The sequence below is a fragment of the Humibacillus xanthopallidus genome (genome assembly GCF_006716675.1).
Classification (GTDB): domain Bacteria; phylum Actinomycetota; class Actinomycetes; order Actinomycetales; family Dermatophilaceae; genus Humibacillus; species Humibacillus xanthopallidus_B.
This window is the reverse complement of record NZ_VFPM01000002.1, coordinates 312,289-336,293: the sequence shown is the minus strand read 5'-3', so window position 1 is coordinate 336,293 and position 24,005 is coordinate 312,289. Positions and strand designations below refer to the sequence as shown.

The following is a 24,005-nucleotide window of genomic DNA, read 5'->3' as shown; positions in this document are numbered from 1 at the left end:
GAGCGACCCACCACGGCCAGCGTCGGTCATGCCGCACCGGCTGCCGTCACCCGTAGGGGGTGAAGCAGGTCTCCTAGGCTCGGGCTAGGTTCACCACGACCGGGGCCGCCCGGTCGCCGCATTCCGGGAGGCGTGACACGAATGGGCAGTCCCTCAGGGCCTCGAGGGGCGTGCGCGTGAGTCCGTCGACGACGAGCCTGCTCGTCCTCGCCGCGACGATCGTGCTCTTCATCTGGAACCGCCTCCCCGTCGGGGTCGTCGCCGTCCTCACCGCCCTCGCCCTCTACGTCACGGGCCTCGTCGACGCGAACACCGCGCTCTCCGGCTTCGGCGACCCCGTCGTCGTCTTCATCGCCTCGCTCTTCATCGTCAGCGAGGCCCTCGACTCGACGGGCGTCACGACGTGGGCCGGGCAGCGCCTCATCGCGGTCGTCGGTGATGCGCCGACGCGTGTGCTCGTCGCGGTGCTCGGACTCTGCGCCGTCCTCACGGCCGTCATCACGCTCAACGGCTCGGTCGCGGCCCTCCTGCCGATGGTGCTCGTCCTCGCGCTGAAGATCGGCGCGCCACCCTCACGCATGCTCATGCCGATGGCCTTCGCGGGCAGCGCCGGCTCGCTCCTCGCCCTCACCGGCAGCCCCGTCAACGTCATCGTCTCGGAGGCTGCGCAGGACGCCGGCGCCGGCGCGTTCGGCTTCTTCGCGTATGCCGTCATCGGCGTGCCGCTCGTCATCGGCACCATCCTGCTCGGCGTCCTCCTCGGACCCCGGGTGCTGCCGGTGCGGCAGTCGTCCAGCGCACCGCGCGACCTCAGCCGCCACGCCGGCCAGCTCGCCGAGCACTACGAGCTGCACGACGGCTTCTACCGTCTGCGCGTGAGACCGGGCTCCACGCTCGAGGGCACGGCGACCGCGCACCTCGACCTCGCGGCATACCCCGGGCTGACTTTCATCGGCCTGCAGAGCGGCGGGGGGCACACCTTCTCGGACGAGCACGTCGTCGAGGCGGGCGACGTGCTCGTCGTCACCGGTGACCCGGCGCAGGTGAGCCGCCTCATCGTCGAGGAGGTGCTCGTCGTCGAGATGAAGCCGATCACGACGGCCGACGGTGAGCTCGTCACCCGCGACGTGGGGGTGAGCGAGGTCGTCGTGCCACCACGCTCGCCCCTCGTCGGCGAGATCGCCTTTCCCGGACAGCAGCGCAGCTCCGAGCTCGTCATCCTCGGCATCCGTCGCCTCGGCCACGACGTCGGCCCGCGCCCGGTGGAACTGGCCGCGGGCGACAGCCTGCTGCTGCACGGGACGTGGCCCTCCATCGACGAGCTCGTGCACGACAGGGACGTGCTCATGGTCGACTCCCCCGATCTCGTTCGGCGGCAAGCCGTTCCGCTCGGCAGGCGCTCGGGTTTCGCGATCGCCGTGCTCATCGCGATGGTCGTGCTGCTCGCCTTTGCGATCGTGCCGCCCGCCATCGCCGGCCTGGCCGCAGCGACGGCGATGGTGCTGCTGCGGGTCGTCACCGTCAACCAGGCCTACCGCGCGGTCTCCTGGCAGACCGTCGTGCTCATCGGTGGTCTCATCCCGCTCTCCACGGCGATCCAGACGAGCGGCGCCGCGGACGTCGTCGCCGGGGGCCTCGTCGACGTCGTCGGGGCGGGCCGGCCCTACCTGCTGCTCGTCGCCCTCTTCGCCCTGACGGCCGTGCTCGGTCAGGTCGTCAGCAACACGGCGACCGTGCTCATCGTCGTGCCGATCGCGGTCGCCGCGGCACAGGAGACCGGCGTCTCGGTGCTGCCGGTCCTCATGCTCATCGCCGTGGCCGGCGCCGGCGCCCTGCTCACCCCGATCGCCACCCCGGCCAACATGATGGTCATGGGGCCGGGTGGTTACCGCTTCTCGGACTACTGGCGTCTCGGGCTCCCGGTCATGCTGCTGTGGCTCGTCGTCGCAGTCGTCGTCATCCCCGTCGTCTGGCCCTTCACCGGCTGACCGAGACGTCGACGCCGCCACTCGAGTCGCCCTGGCCGATGTGCCCCGTGACGGTCTCAGTGGTCTCCCGCAGACGTGCCCGAGTGGGCGCAGGTCGCACACGCTTCATCCTCGGAAGGTGATACCTCCGCGCGGCGCGTCTGGGACGCTCGACGGACGGATGCGAGGTGCGCTGCGACGAACGCAGCCCGACCATGGGAGAGACTCGTGAGCGTTGACCGGAAGGCTCGGACGCAAGCCCCGACGGCCCCCAAGGCACGAGGCGCCGCGGCGACGCCGATCGCGCACCTCACACCGGAGGAGCGCATGGCGCGAGGCAAGGCGGCGCGCAACGAGACGCCACGCCGCGGCCACGGGACCTGGCGCCCGGCGACGGATCGTCCCGACCCCGTCGACCTGCTGGAGTCGCAGGCCGCCTCGAGGGTGCCCGAGCTCGTCCCCATCCGCTACGGCCGGATGATGGTCTCGCCGTTCACCTTCTACCGGGGCGCGGCCCTCATCATGGCCAGCGACCTCGCGGCGACGCCGAGGTCGGGCCTCAACACCCAGCTCTGCGGTGACGCCCACCTGTCGAACTTCGGCATGTTCGGCTCACCGGAGCGGCGGCTCGTCTTCGACATCAACGACTTCGACGAGACGTTGCCGGGCCCGTGGGAGTGGGACGTCAAGCGGCTCGCAGCCAGCTTCGAGATCGCCGGCCGCGACCGGGGTTTCGCCCCGGCCGAGCGGCGGGCCATCGTCAGTGGCGGCGTCGCCGAGTACCGCGAGCGCATGCAGCAGTTCGCGGGCCAGCGCACGCTCGACGTCTGGTATGCCCACATCGACGTCGAGACGGTCTTCGAGGAGCTGAAGAGCTCCATCACGAAGAAGCAGCAGGCCCGCACCCAGGCCAACATCGCCAAGGCGCGCACCCGCGACAGCATGCAGGCCTACACCAAGCTGACCCACGAGGTCGATGGGCACCGTCGCCTCGTGTCGGACCCGCCTCTCGTCGTCCCGATCGAGGAGCTGGTCCCAGCGGGGTCAGCACGCGACGACATCAACGGCGAGCTCCACGCGCTCATCCGCTCCTACCGCCGCACGCTCGAGACGGATCGACGGGAGCTGCTCGAGAGCTACCGCTACGTGCACTCGGCCCGCAAGGTCGTCGGGGTCGGCAGCGTGGGCACCCGGGCCTGGATCCTGCTGCTGCTCGGCCGGGACGAGGAGGACCCGCTCCTCCTGCAGGCCAAGGAGGCCCAGGAGTCGGTCCTCGAGCGCTTCGTCGGCAAGAGCAAGTACGCCAACAGCGGCCAGCGCGTCGTCGCCGGCCAGCGGCTCATGCAGGCAGTCAGCGACATCTTCCTCGGCTGGCAACGTGTCACCGGGCTCGACGAGCTGCAGCGTGACTTCTACATCCGCCAGCTGCGCGACTGGAAGGGCTCCGCCGACGTCGACACGATGAGCGCGCGCGTCATGTCGGCCTACGCCCGGCTCTGTGGGGCGACGCTCGCGCGCGCCCACGCCCGCTCGGGCGACCGCATCGCCATCGCGTCCTACCTCGGCACGAGCGAGGCCTTCGACAAGGCGATCGCGGACTTCTCCGCCGCGTACGCCGACCAGAACGAGCTCGACTACCAGGCCCTCGTCGACGCCGTCGCCTCCGGCCGGGTGCAGGCCCAGACAGGCCTGTAGCCGCGGGCCGGAGACGACGCGTCGCGTCTGCTACTGCGAGCGCTTCGCGAGGCGCATCCACGTCTCGACGACGGTGTCGGGGTTGAGCGACATCGACTCGATGCCCTGGTCGAGCAGCCACTCGGCGAGGTCGGGGTGGTCGGACGGGCCCTGACCGCAGATGCCGACGTACTTGCCGCGCTCGCGACAGGCGGTGATGGCCATCGAGAGCATCTTCTTGACCGCGGGGTCACGCTCGTCGAAGGAGCCGGCGACGAGCGAGGAGTCCCGGTCGAGGCCGAGCGTCAGCTGGGTCATGTCGTTGGACCCGATGGAGAAGCCGTCGAAGTGGTCGAGGAAGGCGTCGGCGTTGACGGCATTCGAGGGCACCTCGCACATCATGACGACCTGAAGGTCGTTCTCGCCGCGGCGCAGCCCGTGCTGCCCCAGCAGCTCGATGACGCCCTCGGCCTCGGCGACGGTGCGCACGAAGGGGATCATGATCTTGACGTTGGTCAGGCCCATGTCGTCACGGACGTACGTCAGGGCCTCGCACTCCATCGCGAAGCACTCCGCGAAGTCGGCCGAGAGGTAGCGCGCGGCACCGCGGTAGCCGATCATCGGGTTCTCCTCGTGCGGCTCGTAGCGCTCCCCACCGAGCAGCCCCGCATACTCGTTCGACTTGAAGTCGGACATGCGCACGATGACGGGCTCCGGAGCGAACGCAGCCGCGATGGTGGCGACGCCCTCGGCGACGCGCTGCACGAAGAACTCCCGCGGGCCGGCATACGCCGAGATCAGCGCCGTGATCTCGGCCTTGATGCCGGGCTCCTGGTCGTCGAGCTCGAGCAGCGCCCTCGGGTGGATGCCGATCTGCCGGTTGATGATGAACTCCAGCCGGGCGAGCCCGACGCCGCGGTTGGGCAGCCGGGAGAACTCGAAGGCCTGCTCAGGCGTGCCGACGTTCATCATGATCTTGACCGGCACCTCGGGCATCTCGTCGAGCGCCGTCTCGGTGACCGTGAAGTCGCGCAGCCCCTCGTAGACGAAGCCCGTGTCGCCCTCGGCGCACGAGACCGTGACCTCCTGCCCGTCGGTGACGGCCGTCGTGGCCGAGCCCGTGCCGACGACGGCCGGGATGCCGAGCTCGCGGGCGATGATCGCCGCGTGGCAGGTGCGCCCGCCGCGGTTGGTGACGATGGCGCTCGCCCGCTTCATGATCGGCTCCCAGTCGGGGTCGGTCATGTCGGCGACGAGCACCTCGCCGGCCTGGAAGTCGTGCATCGCCTCGATGGAGCTCAGCACCCGCACGGCTCCGGCGCCGATCTTCTGCCCGATGGCGCGGCCCTCGACGACCACGGGCCCGCGCTCCTCCATCCGGAAGCGGCGCAGGGTCGAGCCGGTCTGGCGCGACTGGACCGTCTCGGGGCGGGCCTGGAGGATGTAGAGGCCGCCGTCGACGCCGTCCTTGCCCCACTCGATGTCCATGGGGCGGCCGTAGTGCTCCTCGATGCGCAGCGCGTGCTGCGCGAGCTCGGTCACCTCGGCGTCGGTGAGCGACAGCAGCGGCCGCTGCTCCTCAGGCACCGGCACGAACTCGATGGTGCGACCGACGCTCGCGTCGGAGGTGTAGACCATCTTCGTCGCCTTGCCGCCGACGCCCCGCTTGAGGATCGCCGGCCGACCGGCCCGAAGGGCCGGCTTGTAGACGTAGAACTCGTCGGGGTTGACGGCGCCCTGCACGACCGCCTCGCCGAGGCCGTAGCTGCTCGTGACGAAGACCGCGTCACGGAAGCCGGACTCGGTGTCCATCGTGAACATGACCCCGGAGGCCCCGATGTCGGAGCGGACCATCCGCTGCACGCCGGCCGACAGCGCCACGACGGAGTGGTCGAAGTCGCTGTGCACGCGGTAGGCGATCGCGCGGTCGTTGTAGAGCGAGGCGAACACGAGGCGGATCGCGTGCAGCACGTTGTCGATGCCGCGGACGTTGAGGAAGGTCTCCTGCTGGCCCGCGAAGCTGGCGTCGGGCAGGTCCTCGGCGGTCGCGCTCGAGCGCACGGCCCAGCTCACCTCCCCGCCGCTCTCGCCGACGAGCCGGTCGTATGCCGTGCGGATGTCGCTCTCGAGGTCGGCGGGAAACGGCTGCCGCTCGACCCACTCACGGATCTCGCCGCCGGCGGAGGCGAGTGCCCGGGTGTCCTCGACATCGAGGTCGGAGAGGACCGCGTTGATGCGGTCTGCGAGACCCTCGTGCGCGAGGAAGCGCCGGTAGGCGTCGGCGGTGGTCGCGAAGCCGTCGGGCACCCGCACCCCGGCCTTCGACAGGTGCTGGACCATCTCGCCGAGCGAGGCGTTCTTGCCGCCCACGCGCTCGACGTCGTGCAGGCCCAGGTCTGCGAACCAGGCGATGTTGGCGTGCGGGTCTCCGGCGACGTTGCCGGTCTGGTTGCCGTTCACGGCGTTCCTTTCGTCGGTTCGGCGGTCAGCCGAGGTTGGGCAGACGGCTGCTCTGCATGATGACGGCTGCCATCTCCTCCACGGACATGGCGGCGGAGTTGATCGAGGGGATGCGGTGCGCCCGGTAGAGCGCCTCGGCGCGACGCAGCTCGAAGCTGCACTGCGCCAGGCTGGCATAGACCGACCCCGGTCGCCGCTCCCCCCGGACCTGGCTGAGCCGGGCGGCGGTCGAGAGCAGGCCGAAGCACTTGTCACCGATGCGCCGCAGTGGCCGGGGCAGGTCCCCGGACTCGAAGTCCTCCTCGACGAGGGGGTAGTTCGCCACCTTGAGACCGTGCTGGAGGGCGAGGTACATCGAGGTGGGCGTCTTGCCGCACCGGGACGGCGCGACGAGCACGAGGTCGGCCTGCTCGAGGTTGCGCAGGCTGGCGCCGTCGTCGTGCTCCATGGCGAACTCGATCGCCTTCATCCGGGCTTCGTAGCGGCGGGCGTCACCGACCCCGTGCAACGCCGCGGCGTTGTGGGTCGCGTTGGTGTGCAGCACCCGCTCGACGGTGTCGAGGTGCGACCCGAAGAGGTCGATGAAGGCGCACGTGGTCCGTTGCAGCTCCCGACGGATCACCTCGTCGGAGACCGTCGAGAAGACGAGCGTCGTGACCGAGTCGGTCATCGTGGCGTCGAGCAGCGCCACGACGTCGCGCGCCTGCTGGACGGTCGTGATGAACGGGATCTTGCGCCGCCGGAACCGCAGGCTGGGGAACTGCGCGAGCATGAGGTTGCCGAGCGTCTCGGCCGAGATCCCAGTGCCCCCGGCGAGGAAGAAGACGGGCGTGACGCCGTCTCCCCCCGCCGGCCCGTCGGGCTGAGGACCGGAGGCCGCATCGACACCGTTCATGGCGTCAGTGTCCACCACCACGGGTGGGCACTGCGTCGCCGGGACCCTCCTTTGACGTCGGTTCGGAGACGAGCACGACCACGAGGGTGCGCGGCCCGTGCACGCCCTCGACGCGCTGGAGCTCGATGTCGCTCGTGGCGCTCGGCCCGCTGATCCACGTCAGCGGTCGGGCACTGCCCGGGCTCGGACGCAGCCGCGTCACGGCGTCGGAGACGTGGGGGACGACGTCTCGGTCGGCGACGACGCACACGTGGATGTCGGGAACCAGGGTGAGCTCACGCCTGCCCTGGCCGGCAGCGTGGTCGAGCACGATGGTCCCGGTGACGGCGATCCCGACCGTCGCGGTCGTGACCACGGCGTCGACGTCGTCGAGCTGCCCGTGGCTCGTCGCCTCGGACTCCGGCACCCTGACGACCGCGTCGGGGAGCCGGCTCAGCCACGACGGGTCGAGACCGCTCGGCACGACGAGCGACCGGCACTCGAGCCCCGCGAGGACGTCGGCGAGGACGGCGGGCACCTCCTCCCCTGTCGCGCGCAGGACGGTGGCCCGGTAGTCGGCGACGTTCTCTGCGAAGAGCTCGAGCGTCGCGTCGCGCGCCGGTCCGGCTGCCGGTCCGGCTGCCGGTCCGGCTGCGCCGGCACCTTCCGTCGTCGGCGTCTCGGCCGCGCGGGGTGGCGTCGTCACGTCGGCCACGGCGTCACGGACCCGCGCCAGGATCTCGTCTCGAGCGGACATCAGGCGTCCTCGTTCCCGTGCTCGCGGACCCACCACTGCCGGAAGGTCTCTCTCGGAGGGGTAGGCAGGTCACGCGCATTCGTCCAGGCGCCCAGACCCGGGACCGAGCGGATGGTGCGGCCACCCGCGAGCCGCCCGGCTATCGTCGCCGCCTTCTGCGCGGTGGCGAGCCGTCGAGGGTCGGACAGGACCCACGCCGCGGCCTTCATGGCGGTGGACTCCGGGGTCGGGCCGGACTCCTCGACGACCTTGCCTCGCAGCTCGACGAGCAACTCGGGGATGTTGATCCGGACGGGGCAGGCGTCGAAGCAGGCGCCGCAGAGGCTGGAGGCATAGGGCAGGGAGCGGTCGATGTCGGACGTCGTGCCCCGCAGCTGCGGGTTGAGGACCGCGCCGATGGGCCCGGGATAGACCGAGCCGTAGGCGTGGCCACCGGTTCGCTCGTAGACCGGGCACACGTTGAGGCACGCCGAGCACCGGATGCACCGAAGCGCTTGTCGCCCAACGCGATCCGCGAGCACGTGGCTTCGCCCGTTGTCGAGCAGGACGACGTGCACCTCCTGCGGCCCGTCGCCCTCGTGCACCCCGGTCCACATCGTCGTGTAGGGGTTCATCCGCTCGCCGGTGCTCGACCGCGGCAGCAGCTGGAGCATCGTCGTCAGGTCGTCCCATGTCGGCAGGACCTTCTCTATGCCAACGACGGAGATGAGCGTCTCGGGCAGGGTGAGGCACATCCGCCCGTTGCCCTCGGACTCGACGACGACGAGCGTGCCCGAGTCCGCGACGGCGAAGTTGGCGCCGGAGATGCCGACCTTGGCCCGGAGGAACTTCTCCCGCAGGTGCAGACGAGCCGCCTCCGCGAGGCGCGCCGGGTCGTCCGTGAGGTCGTCGGGTGCCGGCCGTCCGACTGCGCCCATCTCGCGCAGGAAGATGTCGCGAATCTCCTTGCGGTTGCGGTGGATCGCCGGCACGAGGATGTGGCTCGGCCGGTCGTGACCGAGCTGCACGATGAGCTCGGCGAGGTCGGTCTCCCACGCGCTGACGCCCGCGGCCTCCAGCGCTTCGTTGAGCTCGATCTCCTGCGTGACCATCGACTTGACCTTGACGACCTCGTCGACCTCCTTGGCCCGCACGATGTCGACGACGATCCGGTTCGCCTCGGCTGCGTCGCGCGCCCAGTGGACGACGGCCCCGTTGGCGGTGAGGCTCTCCTCGAGACGCTCGAGGTAGTCGGCCAGGTGGGTCAGCGCCTCGTCCTTGGCATCGGCTCCCTTGACACGCAAGGCTTCCCAGTCGTCGACCTCGGCGACGACGTGCGCGCGCTTGTCACGGATGGTGTGGGTCGCGTGGCGCAGGTTGCGGCGCTGTTGCGCGTTGGCCAGCTCGGCGCGAGCGGCCTTTGGGAACTTCGGCATCCCGACGAAGGTCGGTGACGTCACCTGCACCGGGGGGTATGCCGCCTGGCCGGCCCCCCTGCCGACAGTGCGGTCGTGGGCGGGGTCGGGGCTCATGCCGGGTGCTCCTCGGTCGAGGCGAGGATCTCGGCGAGGTGCATGGTGCGCACCCCGGAGCGTTGCCGCCCGAGGATCCCGCCGATGTGGGCGAGACAGGAGTTGTCGCCCGCGACGAGCACCTCGGCGCCGGTGTCGAGGACGTTGCGGGCCTTGTCGGAGCCCATGGCGATGGAGACGTCGGCATTCTTCATGGCGAAGGTGCCGCCGAAGCCGCAGCACTCCTCCGCACCTGCCAGCTCGACGAGGTCGATGCCACGGACCGCGCGCAGCAGCTGGAGCGGCCGGTCGGCGACGCGGATCATCCTCAGGGAGTGGCAGGTCGGGTGGTAGGTCACGCGGTGCGGGAAGTAGGCGCCGACGTCGGTGACCCCCAGGACGTCGACGAGGAACTCCGAGAGCTCGAGGACCCGCGGGGCGACCTCGGCCACCCGGCTGCTCAGCACCGCGTCGTCCTTGGCGATCATCGGGTGCTGCTCGCGGACGGAGCCCACGCACGAGCCCGACGGGGCGACGACGTGGTCGTAGTCACCGAACACCTCGACGAAGCGGCGGACGAGCGGGACGGCCTCGGCGGCATACCCCGTGTTGGTGAGCATCTGCCCGCAGCAGGTCTGCTGGAGGGGGAACTCCACGCGGCACCCGAGGCGCTCGAGCAGCCGGACGGTCGCCTTGGGCGTGCCGGGCCACATCGTGTCGTTGAAGCACGTCGCGAACAGGGCGACGCGGGGGCCGTCGCCGCGCGATGCGGGGCTCACGGCAGCATCCAGGCGAGGACCGAGGACTGGAGCCCCACGAGCAGGCACATCGCGACGAGCAGCCCGATGCTCCATGGCACGACCTTGCGGAAGATGTCGGACTCCCGCCCCAGCAGGCCCACGGCGGTTGCGGCGATGGTGAGGTTCTGCGGGCTGATCATCTTGCCGACCACTCCTCCGGACGTGTTTGCCGCCACGAGCAACGTGGGGTCGATGCCAGCAGTCTTCCCCGCCGTCTGCTGCAGGGTGGCGAACAGGGCGTTGGCACTCGTGTCGGATCCTGTCACCGCGGTGCCGATCCAGCCCAGGATGGGGCTGAGGTAGGCGAAGAAGGCGCCGGCGCCGGCGATCCAGGTGCCGATCGTGATCGTCTGGCCCGAGAGGTTCATGACGTAGGCGAGGGCGAGCACGCAGGCCACGGTGAGGAACGCGAAGCGCATCTTGACCGCCGTCGCGACCACCTCCTTGAACCATCCGCCGAACCCGACGCCGAGGACGAGGGCAGTGATGATGGAGCAGATGAGCAACATCGTGCCGGGCGAGCTGAGCCACGGGAAGGTGTAGGTCGCCGACTTGCTGACCTGACCCGCGTGGGTGAGCACCTCGCCGGCGAGCCCCGGCCAGGCGATCTTGACGTCGGTGGATGCGAGCCAGTCCTTGACGGCAGGCACGAGCTTGGCGACGGCGAAGACGGCGATGACGAGCAGGTAGGGAAAGAGCGCGGTGGCGATGCGCCTTGGGGTGAGCGAGCGTGCGCGAGCGTCGAGCTCGGTGAGGGACAGCGCGTGGTCGTGCTCGGCGGCGAGCACGGCCTCGCCCTCCGGCTCGCTGTGGTCGCTGCGGACGCCGGCTCCTGCAGGCCCGGCGGCGACGAGGATCCGGTCCCGCTCCCGCTCGACGGCGAGCGACTCGAGGGCGGCCTCGCGGCCGGAGGGCTGCCACACCCGCAGGAAGAGCACGGCGGCGGCGAGGCCGGCGAGCGAGGCGATAATGTCGGTGAGCTCGACGGAGAGGTAGGTGGCGGAGAACCACTGGGCCACCGCGAAGGTGACGCCGACGACGACGGCCAGCGGCCACACCTCGCGCACGCCGCGCCGGCCGTCGGCCATGAGCACGAGCAGCAGCGGCACGAAGACGGCGATGATGGGCGTCTGGTGTCCGACGTAGGCGCCGATCTCGGTGTAGGGGATCTTCGTCAGCGCCCCCGCCGTGATGATCGGGGTGCCGATCGCGCCGAAGGCGACCGGAGCGGTGTTGGCCAGCAGCACGATCGCCGCGGCCCGCAGCGGCGAGAAGCCGACGGCCATGAGCATGACGCCCGTGATGGCGACGGGGGCGCCGAAGCCCGCAAGCGCCTCGAGCAACCCGCCGAAGCAGAACGCGATGATGATCGCCTGGATGCGCGGGTCGTCCGAGATGAGGTGGAAGGTCGCCCGGAGGTCCTCGAAGTGACCCGACCTCACGGTGACCTGGTAGAGCACGATCGCGGTGAAGACGATCCACATGATCGGGTAGAGCCCGAAGGCGGCCCCCTCCGTGGCCGACAGGACGGCGAGGTGCAGCGGCATCCCGAAGAAGAGGCTCGCCACGACGACGGCGACGGCGACGGCGGTGAGGCCGGCCCAGTGCGCCTTCCAGCGCAGCACCCCGAGGGTGAGGAAGACGGTGAGGAGCGGGAGCAGCGCCACGACGGCCGAGAGGGCCAGGTTGTCGGCGATGGGCGAGATGTCAGGTTGGAAGGTGCTTGGCATCAGGTACGTCACGGGTTCCTCCGGTGGCACGTCGTCGGGCTCGGATTAGTGGTCTGACCACTAGGCGCCTGCTCAAGGTAGGGGTGGCGTCTCTGCGTCGTCAAGTGGTCTGACCACTGTTCGTTCGTGGTGGTCTGACCATTTCGCGCCTCGCGGCCTCCCGGGGATGGCATGCTCCCGTCGTGACGAAGAAGAAGTCCCGGGAACCCGTCGAGGCCGGCCACACAGTCGAGGCCGCCGAGCCCGGCGAGGCTCGCGACGTCCCCGAGGCCGGGGAGGCCGGGGAGGCCGGGGAGGCCGGGGGGGCCCGCGAACCGGCTGCGCCCGCGGGGCAGGCGTTCGAACGCGTCCTGCGGTGGGTCGACGACCGGATCCTCGGCGGCGAGCTCCGGGTCGGCGACCACCTCCCCCCGGAGCGCGAGCTCGCGAAGACCCTGCAGGTCAGCCGGGCCGCGGTGCGCGAGGCGGTGCGCACGCTCCAGGCGCAGGGTGTCGTCCGGTCGGCGGTGGGCGCCGGAGCCGCCGCGGGCACGACCGTGACCGCCGTGCCGGCACATGCACTGACCCGGCTCCTGCGCCTGCACGTGGCCCTCGCGAACTTCCCCCTGCCCGACGTCGTCGAGGTGCGCATCAGCCTCGAGCGCCTGAGCGCCCGGCTGGCCGCGCGGCACGCCTCGCCAGACGACGTCGCCGGTATGCAGCAGCTGCTCGACCACATGGCACAGCCCGGGATCGAGCGTGAGGAGTTCAACGACGCCGACACGGCCTTCCACGTGGCCATCGCCGCGTCCGCCGGGAACCTGCTGGCGGCCGATCTGACGGCGGCGATCCGCGAGTCGATGCGCCTGCCCATCCTCGACCGCTTCCGCCGCATCGACGCCTGGGAGGGGGTCATCGACGAGCTCCGCCACGACCACGAGGCGATCTACGCCGCCATCACCGACGGCCAGGCCGATGACGCCGCACGCCTCATCGAGGACCACATCAGACGGGCGTGGCAGACCCTCGGCTCCGGCGAGGCCCCCTGACGGGGGCCCTCCTCAGGAGGACGGCTCTGCCATCAGGCGCGTGAGGAGCACGACGGCGTCGGTGCGGAGGCGTCCGGTCGCGGCGGTGTCGCCGGCGAGGTGGCGCTGGAGCGAGCCCTCGAAGAGTCCGTCGAACACGGCATACACCCCCGCTCGGGAGAGCGCGACGTCGCTCGCAGCGAGCTCGGCGTGCTGCGAGACGACGCGCCAGATCATGTCCTCGAGCTGGCGGTCGAGGTCGACGACGGTGGGCAGCAGCGCGCCGTCGAACATCGCCTGGGTGCGCAGGTCGTACCAGAGGCGGTGCATCGCCGTGTCGTCGAGGAGGGTTGCGACGAGCGCGTCTGCAAACCGCTCGGACAGCGTTGCGGCGTCAGGGGATTCGGCGACGATCGCGTCGTAGCGGGTGACGCAGTGCTCCTTGTAGCGGCGCACGCAGTAGGTGATGAGCTCGACCTTGTCACGGAAGTAGTAGTGCAGGACGCCGTGGGAGAAGTCCGTCTTCTGGGCGATCTCGCGCAGGCTCGTCCGGGCGAGGCCGAGCTCGCCGAGCGTGGCGAGCGCCGCGTCGGCGAGCTCGGCGCGCCGTGCCTCGAACTTGTCGATGCCGGCCCGCTCGAAGCGGCCCGTCGCAGACGCCGCCTCCTGCGTCGCGTGGCTCACGCCTGACTCACCGTCCTCGTCGTCGTTGCGGGCGTCTCGGGGGCCCTCGGGGCACGCGACGCCCACCCCGACTACCGACCTTGACAACTGTCAAGGAATCTCTTGACAACTGTCAAGACCCTGCAGCACTGTGCTCCCAGAGCGGCGCCGACGCGCCGTGACCCGCCGGCAAAGGAGCCGCCATGACGTCCATCGACCTCACCGGGCGCGTCGCCCTCGTCACCGGAGCAGCCCAGGGGCTCGGAGAGGGCATGGCCGGCGCGCTGGCCGCGGCGGGCGCACGCGTCATGGTCGCCGACGTGCAGGAGTCCGGCGCGCAGACTGCGAGCGCTCTCGGTGACGAGCACGGGTTCGTGCGGCTCGACGTGACCGACGAGGACTCGTGGACGGCCGCGGTGAACGACACGGTCGAGCGCCTCGGCGGCCTCGACATCCTCGTCAACAACGCCGGCATCGAGGTGACGAGCCTCATCAGCGAGGTTGACCCGGCCGACGTCCGCCGCATGCTCGACGTCAACATCCTCGGCACGACGCTCGGCATCAAGCACGGGCTGCGGGCCATGCGTCCCGGCGGCGCGGCCGGCAGGGGCGGCAGCATCGTCAACGTCGCCTCGGTGGCCGCGACGATCGCCTTCCCCGGGATCGCGGTCTACTCCGCGACGAAGTCGGCCGTCGACCGCCTCACGCGCGTCGCCGCGATGGAGTCCGGCAAGCTCGGCTTCGGCGTGCGCGTCAACTGCATCTACCCCGGCCTCGTGCCGACCGCCATGGGTGCGGGCCTCGCCAACGACGTGGCCGAGCTCGGTCTCTTTCCCTCCCCCGAGGCTGCGGTGGAGGCCGTCGTGGGCCTCACCCCGGCGGGCCGGCTCGGGCAGGTCGACGACATGGCAGACGCCGTCGTCTTCCTCTCCTCCGACGCCGCGAAGTTCATCACCGGGGTGGGCCTGCCCGTCGACGGCGGCATGGGGATGTGAGCGCGGTGGCCCATGCGCCCGATGCCCCCGGCGCCGGCACGCACGAGCGCTGAGCGCCGCGCCGTGCGGATCGTCGACTACCTCGACAAGGGCGCCTCGCTCGACCCCGCCGCCCCCTGCCTCACGACCGACGGGCAGTCGATGACGTATGCCGCCGTGCGGGCCCTGTCGTTCCGCGTGGCCTCCGCACTGGCGAGCCGGGGTGTCCGGCCCGGTGACAAGGTCGCCGTCCTCTCCGCCAACGATCCCGTCGCGTTCTCGTGCGTCTTCGGGATCAGCCGCGCGGGCGGCGTGTGGTGCCCGATCAACCCCCGCAACGAGGCTGCGGAGAACCGCGACCTGCTCGAGCTGTCCGACTGCTCGGTGCTCATCTTCCAGCGTGCCTTCAGCGGGCTCGTCGCACGCATCCGCGACGAGCTGCCGCGGGTGCACACGTGGGTGTGCCTCGACGCCGACGTCGGTGCGGAGGTGTCCGGGGCGATCACCTGGGAGGCGTTCCTGTCCGGGGGCGGCGCCGACACCCCGGAGGGGCCCGACCTCGCGGCCGTCGACGACCTCGCCATGATCGTCGGCACCGGAGGCACGACGGGCCGGCCCAAGGGCGTCATGCTCACCGGCACGAACCTCGAGACGATGACCGCGCTGACGCTGATGGGCTACCCCTTCGAGGGGCGTCCTGTCTATCTCGCGCTGGCGCCGCTCACGCATGCCGCAGGGGTTCTCTGCTTCCCGGTCCTCTGCCTCGGCGGCGAGATCGTCATCATGCGGACGCCGGACGTCGGCGGGTTCCTCCGTCTCGTCGAGGACCACCGCGTGACGCACACGTTCCTGCCGCCCACCCTGATCTACATGGTGCTGGGCCACGAGGCCCTCGACTCGACGGATCTCTCCGCGTTGCAGTGCTTCTGGTACGGCGCCGCGCCGATGTCGGTGTCGCGGCTCGAGGAGGCCCTGCGGCGGATCGGCCCCATGGCCCAGATCTTCGGGCAGACGGAAGCGCCGATGATGATCTCGATGATGCCGCCGGCCGACCACTTCCGGGCCGACGGCTCGGTGGCGGTCGAGCGCCTGTCGTCAGCGGGCCGACCGTCGCCCCTCGTCACGGTCGGCATCATGGACCCTCTGGGAGGCCTTGTGCCCCAAGGAGATCGGGGCGAGATCGTGGTGCGGTCCTCACTCGTCATGCCGGGCTACTACAAGAACCCCGAGGCGACGGCCGAGGCGTCCCGCTTCGGCTGGCACCACACCGGCGACATCGGCTACCTCGATGACGAGGGCTTCCTGCACATCGTCGACCGGGCCAAGGACATGATCATCAGCGGCGGCTTCAACGTCTACTCCACCGAGGTCGAGCAGGCCCTCATGCAGCACCCGGACGTCCAGGACTGCGCCGTCGTCGGGCTGCCCGACGACCGGTGGGGCGAGCGCGTCGAGGCGGTCGTGCAGGTGCTGCCGGGCAGGACGGTCGACGCCGAGGAACTCATCGCCTTCGTCAAGGCGCGCATCGGATCAGTCAAGGCTCCCAAGGCCGTCCACGTGTGGTCGGACCTGCCGCGGTCCAAGGTCGGCAAGGTGCTCAAGGTGGAGATCAAGAGCGCACTGTCGCAGTCCTGAGCATCGGGCTGCACACTCCTCCCCCGCGGTGCCAGAATCTGGCCATGCTGCGCCTCGAGGACCGCTGGATCTGGGACGCCTGGACCGTCACCGACGGTGACGACGTGCACCTCTTCTACCTCCAGGCGCCCAGGTCGCTCGGCGACCCGGGGCTGCGTCACGTCAACGCCACGATCGGGCACGCGGTCTCCACCGACTGCGTCGAGTGGCAGGTCCTGGGCGAGACCTTCCGCCCGTCGCTGGCCGGTTTCGACGACCTCGCGGTCTGGACCGGATCGACGATCTGGGACGGCGAGCGCTGGCGGATGTTCTACACCGCGATCTCGACGGCGGGCCACCACATCTACGACCAGCGCATCGGCTCGGCCGTGTCGGACGACCTGCATCACTGGACACGGGTGTCGTCGGAGCCGGCCCTGCGCGTCGACCCGGCGCACTACAAGACGCTGTCGTCACACCCCGGACCGACGGAGGGGCCTGATCTCGAGGGCAGCAGCGAGACGTGGCGTGACCCGCTCGTGCTGCGGGATCCCGACGGTGACGGGTGGCACCTGCTCGTCACCGCGCGCGCTCGCGAGGCTGCGCGGAACGACGACGGCGTCATCGCCCACGCGTGGAGCGCCGACCTCGAGACGTGGGAGGTGCGCGAGCCGCGGTGCTCCCCCGGCGCCGGGTTCGGTCAGCTCGAGGTTCTGCGCAGCCAGGTCGTCGACGGCCGGCCGGTGCTCGTCTTCACCTGCCATCCCGATGAGATGACGCCCGAGCGGCAGCAGGACGCGCAGGGGTGCTGCACGTGGTCGGTGCCCTCACCGGGGCTGCTCGGGCCGTGGGACCTGTCGCTGGCGCGGCCGTTCCGTGCCGACCCGACACTCTTCGCGGCTCCCCTCGTGACTCGACCCGACGGCAGCACAGTGATCTTCGGCTTCCACCACGACGGAGCCGACGGCGCGCTGTGGATCGGCGACCCGATTTCGGTGACCCTCGACGCCGAGGGCTACCTCGTGCCCACGGGCGCCTGAGCGCAGACGCCGTCACTCCTCAGTCGCCGGCCGTGTGCTTGGCGCGCTTCACGACCTTCGGGTCAGGCGCGAACACGACGTCGGGATCCTTGTCCTCGTAGTCGAACTGGTGCAGGAAGGCACGCAGGGCGTTGACGCGGGCCCGCTTCTTGTCGTTGCTCTTCACGGTCAGCCACGGAGCGTGCCGCTTGTCCGTGCGGTCCAGCATCGCCTCCTTGGCTGTCGTGTAGGCCTCCCACCGGTCGAGGCTCTCGAGGTCCATCGGCGACAGCTTCCAGCGGCGCACGGGGTCGATCTGACGGATGGCGAACCGGGTGCGCTGCTCGTCCTGCGTCACCGAGAACCACAGCTTGGTGACCGTCGTCCCCGAGTCGACCAGCATCCGCTCGAAGGCAGGCGCCTGGGCCATGAAGATCTCGTACTCCTCGTCGGTGCAGAAGCCCATCACCCGCTCCACCCCCGCGCGGTTGTACCAGGACCGGTCGAACATGACGATCTCTCCCGACGTCGGCAGATGGTTCACGTAGCGCTGGAAGTACCACTGCCCACTCTCGGTCGACGTCGGCTTGGTGAGAGCCACGACCCGCGCCGCCCGAGGGTTGAGGTGCTCGGTGAAACGCTTGATGGCCCCACCCTTGCCTGCCGCGTCGCGGCCCTCGAACACGATGACGTGCTTGGCGCCGCTGTCCATCGTCCAGTACTGGAACTTGAGCAGCTCGATCTGAAGCAGATACTTCTCCACCTCGTAGCTGTTGCGCGACATGAGTTCGTCGTAGGGGTAACCCTCACGCCACGTCTCGACGGCGCTGCCGTCCGGGGCGATGAGGATGGGGTCGTCTCCGTGGTCGTCGCGCACGGTGTACCCCTCGGTGCGGAGCTGGTCGATGTAGGCGCGCAGGGCCATCTTCTGGGTCATGACCCCATTCCAGCGTGAGGACTGGGATCCGGGACACCTTTCAGGTGAGGTGAGATCGACACCCCAGGGGCCCAGTCCGTGTCGACGGGTTCCCTATGCGACCAGGGGACGTAGTGGCGGCTTCTGCCGGGCCTACACCCGCGTCCTATCGCCGCGAAACGCCCTAGGGTTCGCGGGACGCAAAAAGCGCTCGGGGTGGGCGAACGCGCGCCATTATGTGAACATGGTTCAGGCGGCACCTGGCCCCTCAAGCGGTCGCAGACCTCGTGGTTTCCGCTATCCCAGCCGCGAGGAACTAGAACGTTGGGCGCCTGCTGGGCAGCCGACGGAGGCGACACTGGCTGCACGGCGCACAGCCCGTTACGGGCGCCTGTATCTCTGGTCCGCGCTCGTGCCTGTCGTGGTCGCCGCCCTGCTGACCTGGACTGTGAGCACGTTCGGGTCTGAGCTGTCGGATGTTCAGTACGCGTTGGCAGTGGCTTTCATCGCCGCGCTGACGTTCCTCGTTCTACTGCAATGGCGCCAGGTTTCGCTACGCCTCTGGCCCAGTCCCGCACTCGACTATTACGCCTCCGCGGTATTGAACCGGTTGCGTGACCGGGCAGTGCTGACAGTGGAGGACCGCGCCTACCTCGTGGCGGTGCTTCCAGACCTAGAACGGATCCTCACGAGTGGGATGCTTGCCGGCCGCATGGCGGGTACTTCAGTTGCCCGAGACAGGTCGCGGAGCCACCACCAGTACCTCGCGCACCGTCTTGGTGAGGCGGAGATTCAGCTGATCCAAGCCCCCAGTCCGGAGGCTGTTAGCGGTCTACGGTCTCAGGCGACTGAGCTGCTCTTGGGATCGTGGACGCTCCCCCTGTCCGAGCCCCTTCCAGAGCGATCACCGGGAGTCGCGGAGACTGTCGGTGCAGGTGAACCGACGATTCTCAACCGGGCGGCGAGTTCGTTCCTGAACACGTCTGTCGAAAGCGCAGTTACTGCGTGTGTGGCCGCGGTGGGCGTTATTGCCAGTGGGGTCATCGGGAGGTGACGTTGCCACATAATCGACTGCCGAGGACGGCCCGATGCAGGGCGGCAGCGGTGAAATGGCGTGGCCGAGGACCCGAGCTCCACCTACCCCGCCGAAGCCCAGAAAGGGGTGTCGAGCTGCAATCGAAGCAGCGCGGCGGCAGCGCGGAGGTGGTATGTATCGCCGCGTCGATAAGGGCGTCGACCACTCCGTAGCTGCGCTGGATCATCGCCATCACATCATGTCCGGCGGGGAGACTTCCCTTTCGGTCAGGCCAGCGTGACCCGACGCAAGGGCCGTGACCGGGCTGCACCTAACTTCCGGGGTCCAACCATCAGCGCTCCACCGTTGGCCTGTCGACTTGGCGGTGACCCGATCGGTTTCCTAGGACATGGAGACGTGGGCGAAGCCGTCCCAACCTTCCCGGGCACGTCTAAGACGGCGAAGGTGGTGCTTTCCTCCCGGGCCAGATCGCGTGGTCTGCCTGCGTCTTGGATGTCGCCAGAGCTTGGTTCACGTCAACGGCCATTGCCCTGGCCGTGTCCGTCCCCGCGTTGCCAACGTGGAGATTGCCAAACCGGCGCCACCAAACACCCACTGGACGTCGGGTCGCTCTCGAGTGCGCCGCTCCGCTCGGCGAGCACAAAAGGCCGGAACGCTGAGAGTCAGCGCAGCGACCCCTTCGACGCTCGAGCCGACAGTCAGGGCGTCCATCTCCATTGAACGACGTTGAGGGTGACTGGTGACACTAGACCCGATAACCGCGTCGTTTCGCCGCCTGTCGACCGGACCCGCTATGACGATTCCGCCGAGAAGAGCGGGATCGGCCGGCGGGCGCGATCTGCCATGCCGCTATCGCACTCCCGGGCGCGTTGCGAAATCCTTCGCCGTCACACTGGCCCGTGCACTGACGATTGCATGTCGAGTGGCACCGTGTACTGGTTCAGTGGCGGCGTGTCGGGGTAGGCCACTGTGTACCGACCTCGTTCTGGCTCCTGCCCGACGTATCCGCGGTACGGGTGGCCGGTTCCCACGGGGATGCCTGCGCCGAACAGCATCCGGGCATCGAGGTAGCTAGCCGCCATGATCGGGCTGGTGTCGATCCTCAGTCCGCGCAACTCGTCGCCGACCGGGTGGTCCCCGAACGCGAGGTGGCCACTCGCAGAGCCCATCATCGTCTGCCGGTGGCCGAAGAATCGGACAGTGCTTTCTAGAAGCTGACCGTCGAGCACGGAGTACATGATCACCGGGGCCCGGTTCGTCGTCACGCGCCCTGAGGGCATTACCCGCACCGTCAGGATCTCGCGGCCGGACTCTGAGACGGTGACGGACCGGCGGGCCGGCTCGTCGACGAAGTCCATGTCGGACACGAACTTCGGGTATCCGAGGAGCAGCCGACCGCTCTCGGCTGCGATGGCCGTGGTCACCGGCATGTGCAGCACGAAGCCGCGGACACTGCGGCCAAAAACCGGCAGGCCGCGTGGTGCGGGCCGCCGACTGACGATCACGCCCACGCTGACCTCGCCGTAGGGCGGGGCAATGTACGGTTCACCCCCGTCGTAGCTCGCCGTCACGTCCTGGTGGCGCATCGCAGAGACGAAGACGACAGCGCGACCGTCGAACCAACGCACCGGGCGCAGGTCGCCGGTCGGGATCGCGGCACGGACCGGGTCGAATGCCGCCAGGTGCAACGTCTGGAACGCAGCAATCCGGTGGATCGCCGTCGGCCCCCTGACCACGCGCCCGCGAAACTCGGCGACGGGTCGTTCCCCAGCCCAGTCGAAGAACGTCGCGTCGCGGCCGGACCGGGTCCAGCCCTCCCATCTGCGCATGACTCCCCCGTTCCTAGGTGGTCATTCCCAGACGACGCCACCGGGCAGCAGGAACGCCAGAGTCCTTGGTCCCGAGCATGAGACCTACCGCCGCGCTGCCGGGCGCGTGGTGTTGCGTGGTTTGCCGATGGCTCGGGCGACCGCTGGTCCGAGTCATGCCGGTGACCCCGGACACGCCCCTCAGATGCCACAGATGGCGCCCTCAATCGTGCCGAGAACGAGGACTGTGCAACGGCACGTGCTGCACCGGATCCTTGGCCTCATGAACATCCTGACAATGGTGTCCGCCGACGTGGATCAAGGTCAGGCCCACGACCTGACGGCAGACTTCGAGAACCTGCTGGCCGGCGGTCTTCCGGACGGGCTACTCGAGACTCGACTGCTTGGAGACGGACAATGGCATTGGGCGATTCACTCGCTTTGGCGAGATCGTGCGGCGCTCGATGCGATGAGGGCATCGCCTGAACCGCCTGCTGCTCCTGCGTTGTTCCGCCGCTTCACGGCTGAGCCGACCTTGGTGGTCATGCAGGTCCTCGCCGGCAGTGCGGATCCTGCCTGAGCGGCACCCTACTGGGATGACTTGCGCGGCCCAGGCCTGCGTCACACCGCCGCGTAGAGCGATAGGCGCAGAAACGACTACTGCGCTTGGGCTGGGACGGAACCGAGCGTCAAAGCGAGGCGCCGAGTCGGTGTCGCACCACCCTGCGGCGCAGGGTGGGCGAAGCCTCGACCTCGTAGCCGGCGTCGAGGAAGACCTGCAGCAGCCCGACCGACGCCTCGTCCCAGATCACGGTCTTCCCGGGCGGCGGCTCGGTCGGGTAGCCCTCGAGGACGCGAGCGCCGACCTGTCTGCCGTACACCACGGTCGCGGCGGCGAGCTCGTACATGAGTCCCTGTCGCCGGAAGCCCTTCCGCACGACGAAGCAGCTGACCGACCAGACGTCCTCGAGGTCGGGGTCCATCCGCATCCACGCTTTCTGGCGGGCCCAGATCCTCGGGTAGTTCTCCCGCGGCTCGACCGCGACCCAGCCGGCCGGCTCGCCGTCGACGTACCCGAGCAGCCCGGAAGTGGGGCCGCTCGTGCCGCACCCGGCCTGCTCCAGCAGGGCGGTGTCGCGCTCCTGCTGGGTCGTGTCGCGCCAGATCCAGCCAGGGACCTTGAGCGCCTGGCAGCGGCACTTGCGGGCGCCCCCGGCCTCGAACACCGCCTCGACGTCCTCACTCGTCGCGTCATTCGCTGATCGCCAGGTGAACTCAGACACACCGCGAGACTAGTGGCGGGGCCGCCGCCAGTGACCATGCCGTGACAGTCAATCCGTGTCCTCGTCGAGGCGTCTCACCGCCGCGAAGTCCTCGGGCACGCCCCGCGCCCTGCGCGACGTTCGGTGGGAGGCTTGATACGTGAGCGACACGTCGAGGCCCTTGGTGCTGGAGTTGACGTGCGCCTTGGGCGCATCGGCCGATCGCGTCTTCACGGCACTCACCGATCCTGCCGAGCTCCCGAAGTGGTGGGGCCCATCAGGCTTCACCACACCCGTGATTTGGATCGACCTGAAGGTCGGTGGCGGATATCGCTTGGGGATGCAGCCACCCGACGGTGAACTGTTCCACCTCGTAGGGGAGTTCCTCGAGATCGACGCACCCACCCGACTCGCCTACACCTTCCGGTGGGAAGATCCCGATCCCGATGACGTGGAGACGGTCGTCAGACTGTTTCTCGAAGCGGAGGGCAGCGGGACCCGGGTGTCACTGCGGCAAAGCCCGTTCGCGACCGACGCGCGGTTGGCCTTGCATCGGGCCGGCTGGACGGATTCACTGCAGAGGTTGACTGAACTCCTGACATGAACTGCCTGAGTTCATCGACGGCGTCGGTCGCCGCTACCACCGCGATCGATGCACCCCGGTTGCGTCCAACCGCCGCCTGTCGGGCGTACGTGTTCACCCACACGCGGGCTGTCCCCTACCGGAAGCCGAACGGGCGGGACCCAAAGGTTCCGCCCGTCGCATGTGCTCGGGTGTGCCTAGAAGTTGATCTGGGTGCCGGCGATGACGAGGTTCGAGTACGTCGTCTGACCGTTGTCACTGTCGTGGATCTCGGCGAACGCCGTGATGGTGCCGCTCTTCGTGATCGTGTAGGTGACGGTGCCGGTGTTGGACGTCAGCTGCGTGCACGTTCCGCTGTCGAAGGTGTTCTCGCCGGCCGACGCGCCACCGTCGAACTGGAGGTACACCCGAGGGGTGCCCCCGCCGCAGGTGCCGAGGAAGTCGAAGGTGACGGTGTCACCGGCGGTGACCGGGATGTTGGTGTAGCAGTAGAAGTTGTTGCCAGTTGTGCTGGTGTCGCCGCGGACGGTGACCGTGTCGGTCTTCCTGTTGACCTGCACGTCGGAGCGGTCACTCACCCCGCATTTCGTCGCATTGACGGCGCTGGCGGCGTTGGCCGCGCTGAACGAGAGGCCGACGACTGCGAAAGCCATCAGGGCCAGTGCTACGAATATTCGCTTGAGCATGCAATTCTCCCTGTAAGTGTGCCTGGATCGAGCAAGGAACTCCCCGGCGTTGAATGTCTGCCGAAGCGCGGGCTGTGGAATCCCCCCGGATCAGCCACCTGGCGCAGAGTGCGCCCCTCGGCATATCTATACACCCCGACAGGTGTCGCGGTATAGGCCGAATGGATGGGTGTGGACCGCACCACTGCGAGCCCGCACAGTGATCCACCCTGGTTTCGTGGCGGCTGATGACCCGGAAGGATCTGGATTAAGCCGACACCGCAGAAGTATCCCGATGAGATCAAAGAGCGAGCGGGACCGACCCCAAGCACGTGCTCCGGATCGTAAGGAGCTAACACAAGGCCACTCAGTGCCTGGAGCAGGCCCTCCGGGAAAGTCCGCATCAAGGCCGTCGCGGGGCGTACCGCCCAGATCACACCCCTGCCTCACTTCGTCGCGTAGCGCCCTAATGGACGCAGCATCGATCCGCCGCGAGCTGACCTTCCCGTCTGCGGGAGCTCAGAATGTCCGCGCGAGATGTCCTTGACCGTTGGGGCGGGAGATGGAATGGAGCGGCCACTGACGATCGGAGCTCCAGGCTCCGTCGGCCGTGATGACGACGACGCTCGGCCCGTCCGTCACCGGGACGACCCCCTTGTATCTGCCGATTTCGTTGACCAAGATGAGATCGCCGTTGCCGACGGAC

At 69.3% G+C, this 24,005-nt stretch carries 19 protein-coding genes; 8 read left to right on the top strand and 11 right to left on the bottom strand.

Features of this window, described 5'->3' with window-relative positions; all coding sequences use genetic code 11:
• Window positions 1–176: 176 nt before the first annotated feature.
• Together FBY41_RS09470 and FBY41_RS09465 are read left to right on the top strand one after the other, a co-directional pair.
• Window positions 177–1,988 carry an SLC13 family permease gene (locus tag FBY41_RS09470; RefSeq protein ID WP_141843830.1) on the top strand — a complete coding sequence of 604 codons (1,812 nt, stop codon included), beginning with the start codon at window positions 177–179 and terminating at the stop codon, window positions 1,986–1,988.
• Between the two features lie 207 nt (window positions 1,989–2,195).
• Window positions 2,196–3,662, top strand: coding sequence for a DUF2252 domain-containing protein (locus tag FBY41_RS09465; protein ID WP_260439672.1), 1,467 nt, complete (start codon window positions 2,196–2,198; stop codon window positions 3,660–3,662).
• 30 nt (window positions 3,663–3,692) lie between these two features.
• On the opposite strand, the gene ppsA is transcribed toward FBY41_RS09465, so the two are convergent.
• From ppsA to FBY41_RS09435, 6 genes are all read right to left on the bottom strand, one after another.
• On the bottom strand, window positions 3,693–6,101 hold the full coding sequence (ppsA, locus tag FBY41_RS09460) for a phosphoenolpyruvate synthase (RefSeq protein WP_141843828.1): 2,409 nt from the start codon (window positions 6,099–6,101) through the stop codon (window positions 3,693–3,695).
• Window positions 6,102–6,126: 25 nt separating this feature from the next.
• A complete protein-coding gene (locus FBY41_RS09455) occupies window positions 6,127–6,996 on the bottom strand; it encodes a pyruvate, water dikinase regulatory protein (RefSeq protein ID WP_141843826.1) in 870 nt (289 codons plus the stop codon).
• Window positions 6,997–7,000: 4 nt separating this feature from the next.
• Window positions 7,001–7,732 (bottom strand): LutC/YkgG family protein, encoded by a 732-nt coding sequence (locus tag FBY41_RS09450; protein ID WP_141843824.1) that lies wholly within the window; start codon window positions 7,730–7,732, stop codon window positions 7,001–7,003.
• On the bottom strand, window positions 7,732–9,147 hold the full coding sequence (locus FBY41_RS09445; protein ID WP_260439802.1) for a LutB/LldF family L-lactate oxidation iron-sulfur protein: 1,416 nt from the start codon (window positions 9,145–9,147) through the stop codon (window positions 7,732–7,734). The genes FBY41_RS09450 and FBY41_RS09445 overlap by 1 nt, the downstream gene beginning before the upstream one ends.
• Before the next feature lie 92 nt (window positions 9,148–9,239).
• On the bottom strand, window positions 9,240–10,001 hold the full coding sequence (locus FBY41_RS09440) for a (Fe-S)-binding protein (protein ID WP_260439671.1): 762 nt from the start codon (window positions 9,999–10,001) through the stop codon (window positions 9,240–9,242).
• Window positions 9,998–11,752: an L-lactate permease gene (locus FBY41_RS09435; RefSeq protein WP_141845042.1), complete on the bottom strand. Its 1,755-nt coding sequence runs from the start codon at window positions 11,750–11,752 to the stop codon at window positions 9,998–10,000. The genes FBY41_RS09440 and FBY41_RS09435 overlap by 4 nt, the downstream gene beginning before the upstream one ends.
• A gap of 182 nt (window positions 11,753–11,934) precedes the next feature.
• Between FBY41_RS09435 and FBY41_RS09430 the strand changes: the two genes are divergently transcribed.
• Window positions 11,935–12,780: a FadR/GntR family transcriptional regulator gene (locus FBY41_RS09430; RefSeq protein ID WP_141843818.1), complete on the top strand. Its 846-nt coding sequence runs from the start codon at window positions 11,935–11,937 to the stop codon at window positions 12,778–12,780.
• 12 nt (window positions 12,781–12,792) lie between these two features.
• Here the strand turns inward: FBY41_RS09430 and FBY41_RS09425 are convergent, their stop codons facing one another.
• On the bottom strand, window positions 12,793–13,443 hold the full coding sequence (locus FBY41_RS09425; RefSeq protein WP_141843816.1) for a TetR/AcrR family transcriptional regulator: 651 nt from the start codon (window positions 13,441–13,443) through the stop codon (window positions 12,793–12,795).
• Between the two features lie 182 nt (window positions 13,444–13,625).
• Between FBY41_RS09425 and FBY41_RS09420 the strand changes: the two genes are divergently transcribed.
• From FBY41_RS09420 to FBY41_RS09410, 3 genes are read left to right on the top strand one after another with little or no spacing between them, the layout of a single operon-like run.
• Complete coding sequence (locus tag FBY41_RS09420) at window positions 13,626–14,417, top strand: SDR family NAD(P)-dependent oxidoreductase (RefSeq protein WP_141843814.1); 792 nt, start codon at window positions 13,626–13,628, stop codon at window positions 14,415–14,417.
• A 12-nt stretch (window positions 14,418–14,429) separates the two neighbouring features.
• Entirely contained in the window at window positions 14,430–16,031 is a 1,602-nt protein-coding gene (locus FBY41_RS09415) for an acyl-CoA synthetase (RefSeq protein ID WP_260439670.1), read from the top strand.
• Window positions 16,032–16,075: 44 nt separating this feature from the next.
• A complete protein-coding gene (locus tag FBY41_RS09410) occupies window positions 16,076–17,050 on the top strand; it encodes a glycosyl hydrolase (protein ID WP_141843811.1) in 975 nt (324 codons plus the stop codon).
• A 19-nt stretch (window positions 17,051–17,069) separates the two neighbouring features.
• Here the strand turns inward: FBY41_RS09410 and ppk2 are convergent, their stop codons facing one another.
• A complete protein-coding gene (gene ppk2 / locus FBY41_RS09405) occupies window positions 17,070–17,966 on the bottom strand; it encodes a polyphosphate kinase 2 (RefSeq protein ID WP_141843809.1) in 897 nt (298 codons plus the stop codon).
• Between the two features lie 1,902 nt (window positions 17,967–19,868).
• Complete coding sequence (locus FBY41_RS09400) at window positions 19,869–20,810, bottom strand: acetoacetate decarboxylase family protein (protein ID WP_141843808.1); 942 nt, start codon at window positions 20,808–20,810, stop codon at window positions 19,869–19,871.
• A gap of 262 nt (window positions 20,811–21,072) precedes the next feature.
• Here FBY41_RS09400 and FBY41_RS09395 point away from each other — a divergent pair, with 262 nt between their 5' ends.
• On the top strand, window positions 21,073–21,369 hold the full coding sequence (locus FBY41_RS09395) for an antibiotic biosynthesis monooxygenase (protein WP_141843807.1): 297 nt from the start codon (window positions 21,073–21,075) through the stop codon (window positions 21,367–21,369).
• Between the two features lie 109 nt (window positions 21,370–21,478).
• On the opposite strand, the gene FBY41_RS09390 is transcribed toward FBY41_RS09395, so the two are convergent.
• Entirely contained in the window at window positions 21,479–22,072 is a 594-nt protein-coding gene (locus FBY41_RS09390; RefSeq protein ID WP_141843804.1) for a GNAT family N-acetyltransferase, read from the bottom strand.
• A 139-nt stretch (window positions 22,073–22,211) separates the two neighbouring features.
• Between FBY41_RS09390 and FBY41_RS09385 the strand changes: the two genes are divergently transcribed.
• Entirely contained in the window at window positions 22,212–22,655 is a 444-nt protein-coding gene (locus FBY41_RS09385; RefSeq protein ID WP_141843802.1) for an SRPBCC family protein, read from the top strand.
• Window positions 22,656–22,831: 176 nt separating this feature from the next.
• Here FBY41_RS09385 and FBY41_RS09380 read toward each other — a convergent pair whose 3' ends face one another.
• Window positions 22,832–23,287 carry a hypothetical protein gene (locus FBY41_RS09380; RefSeq protein WP_141843800.1) on the bottom strand — a complete coding sequence of 152 codons (456 nt, stop codon included), beginning with the start codon at window positions 23,285–23,287 and terminating at the stop codon, window positions 22,832–22,834.
• Window positions 23,288–24,005: the final 718 nt, after the last annotated feature.

Coding starts and splice junctions, on each gene's coding strand:
- FBY41_RS09455 (WP_141843826.1), bottom strand. CDS start 6,996: ATGAACGGTGTCGATGCGGCCTCCGGTCCTCAGCCCGACGGGCCGGCG.
- FBY41_RS09450 (WP_141843824.1), bottom strand. CDS start 7,732: ATGTCCGCTCGAGACGAGATCCTGGCGCGGGTCCGTGACGCCGTGGCC.
- FBY41_RS09445 (WP_260439802.1), bottom strand. CDS start 9,147: ATGCCGAAGTTCCCAAAGGCCGCTCGCGCCGAGCTGGCCAACGCGCAA.
- FBY41_RS09435 (WP_141845042.1), bottom strand. CDS start 11,752: ATGCCAAGCACCTTCCAACCTGACATCTCGCCCATCGCCGACAACCTG.
- FBY41_RS09420 (WP_141843814.1), top strand. CDS start 13,626: ATGACGTCCATCGACCTCACCGGGCGCGTCGCCCTCGTCACCGGAGCA.
- FBY41_RS09415 (WP_260439670.1), top strand. CDS start 14,430: ATGCGCCCGATGCCCCCGGCGCCGGCACGCACGAGCGCTGAGCGCCGC.
- FBY41_RS09410 (WP_141843811.1), top strand. CDS start 16,076: ATGCTGCGCCTCGAGGACCGCTGGATCTGGGACGCCTGGACCGTCACC.
- ppk2 (WP_141843809.1), bottom strand. CDS start 17,966: ATGACCCAGAAGATGGCCCTGCGCGCCTACATCGACCAGCTCCGCACC.
- FBY41_RS09400 (WP_141843808.1), bottom strand. CDS start 20,810: ATGCGCAGATGGGAGGGCTGGACCCGGTCCGGCCGCGACGCGACGTTC.
- FBY41_RS09395 (WP_141843807.1), top strand. CDS start 21,073: ATGAACATCCTGACAATGGTGTCCGCCGACGTGGATCAAGGTCAGGCC.
- FBY41_RS09380 (WP_141843800.1), bottom strand. CDS start 23,287: ATGGCTTTCGCAGTCGTCGGCCTCTCGTTCAGCGCGGCCAACGCCGCC.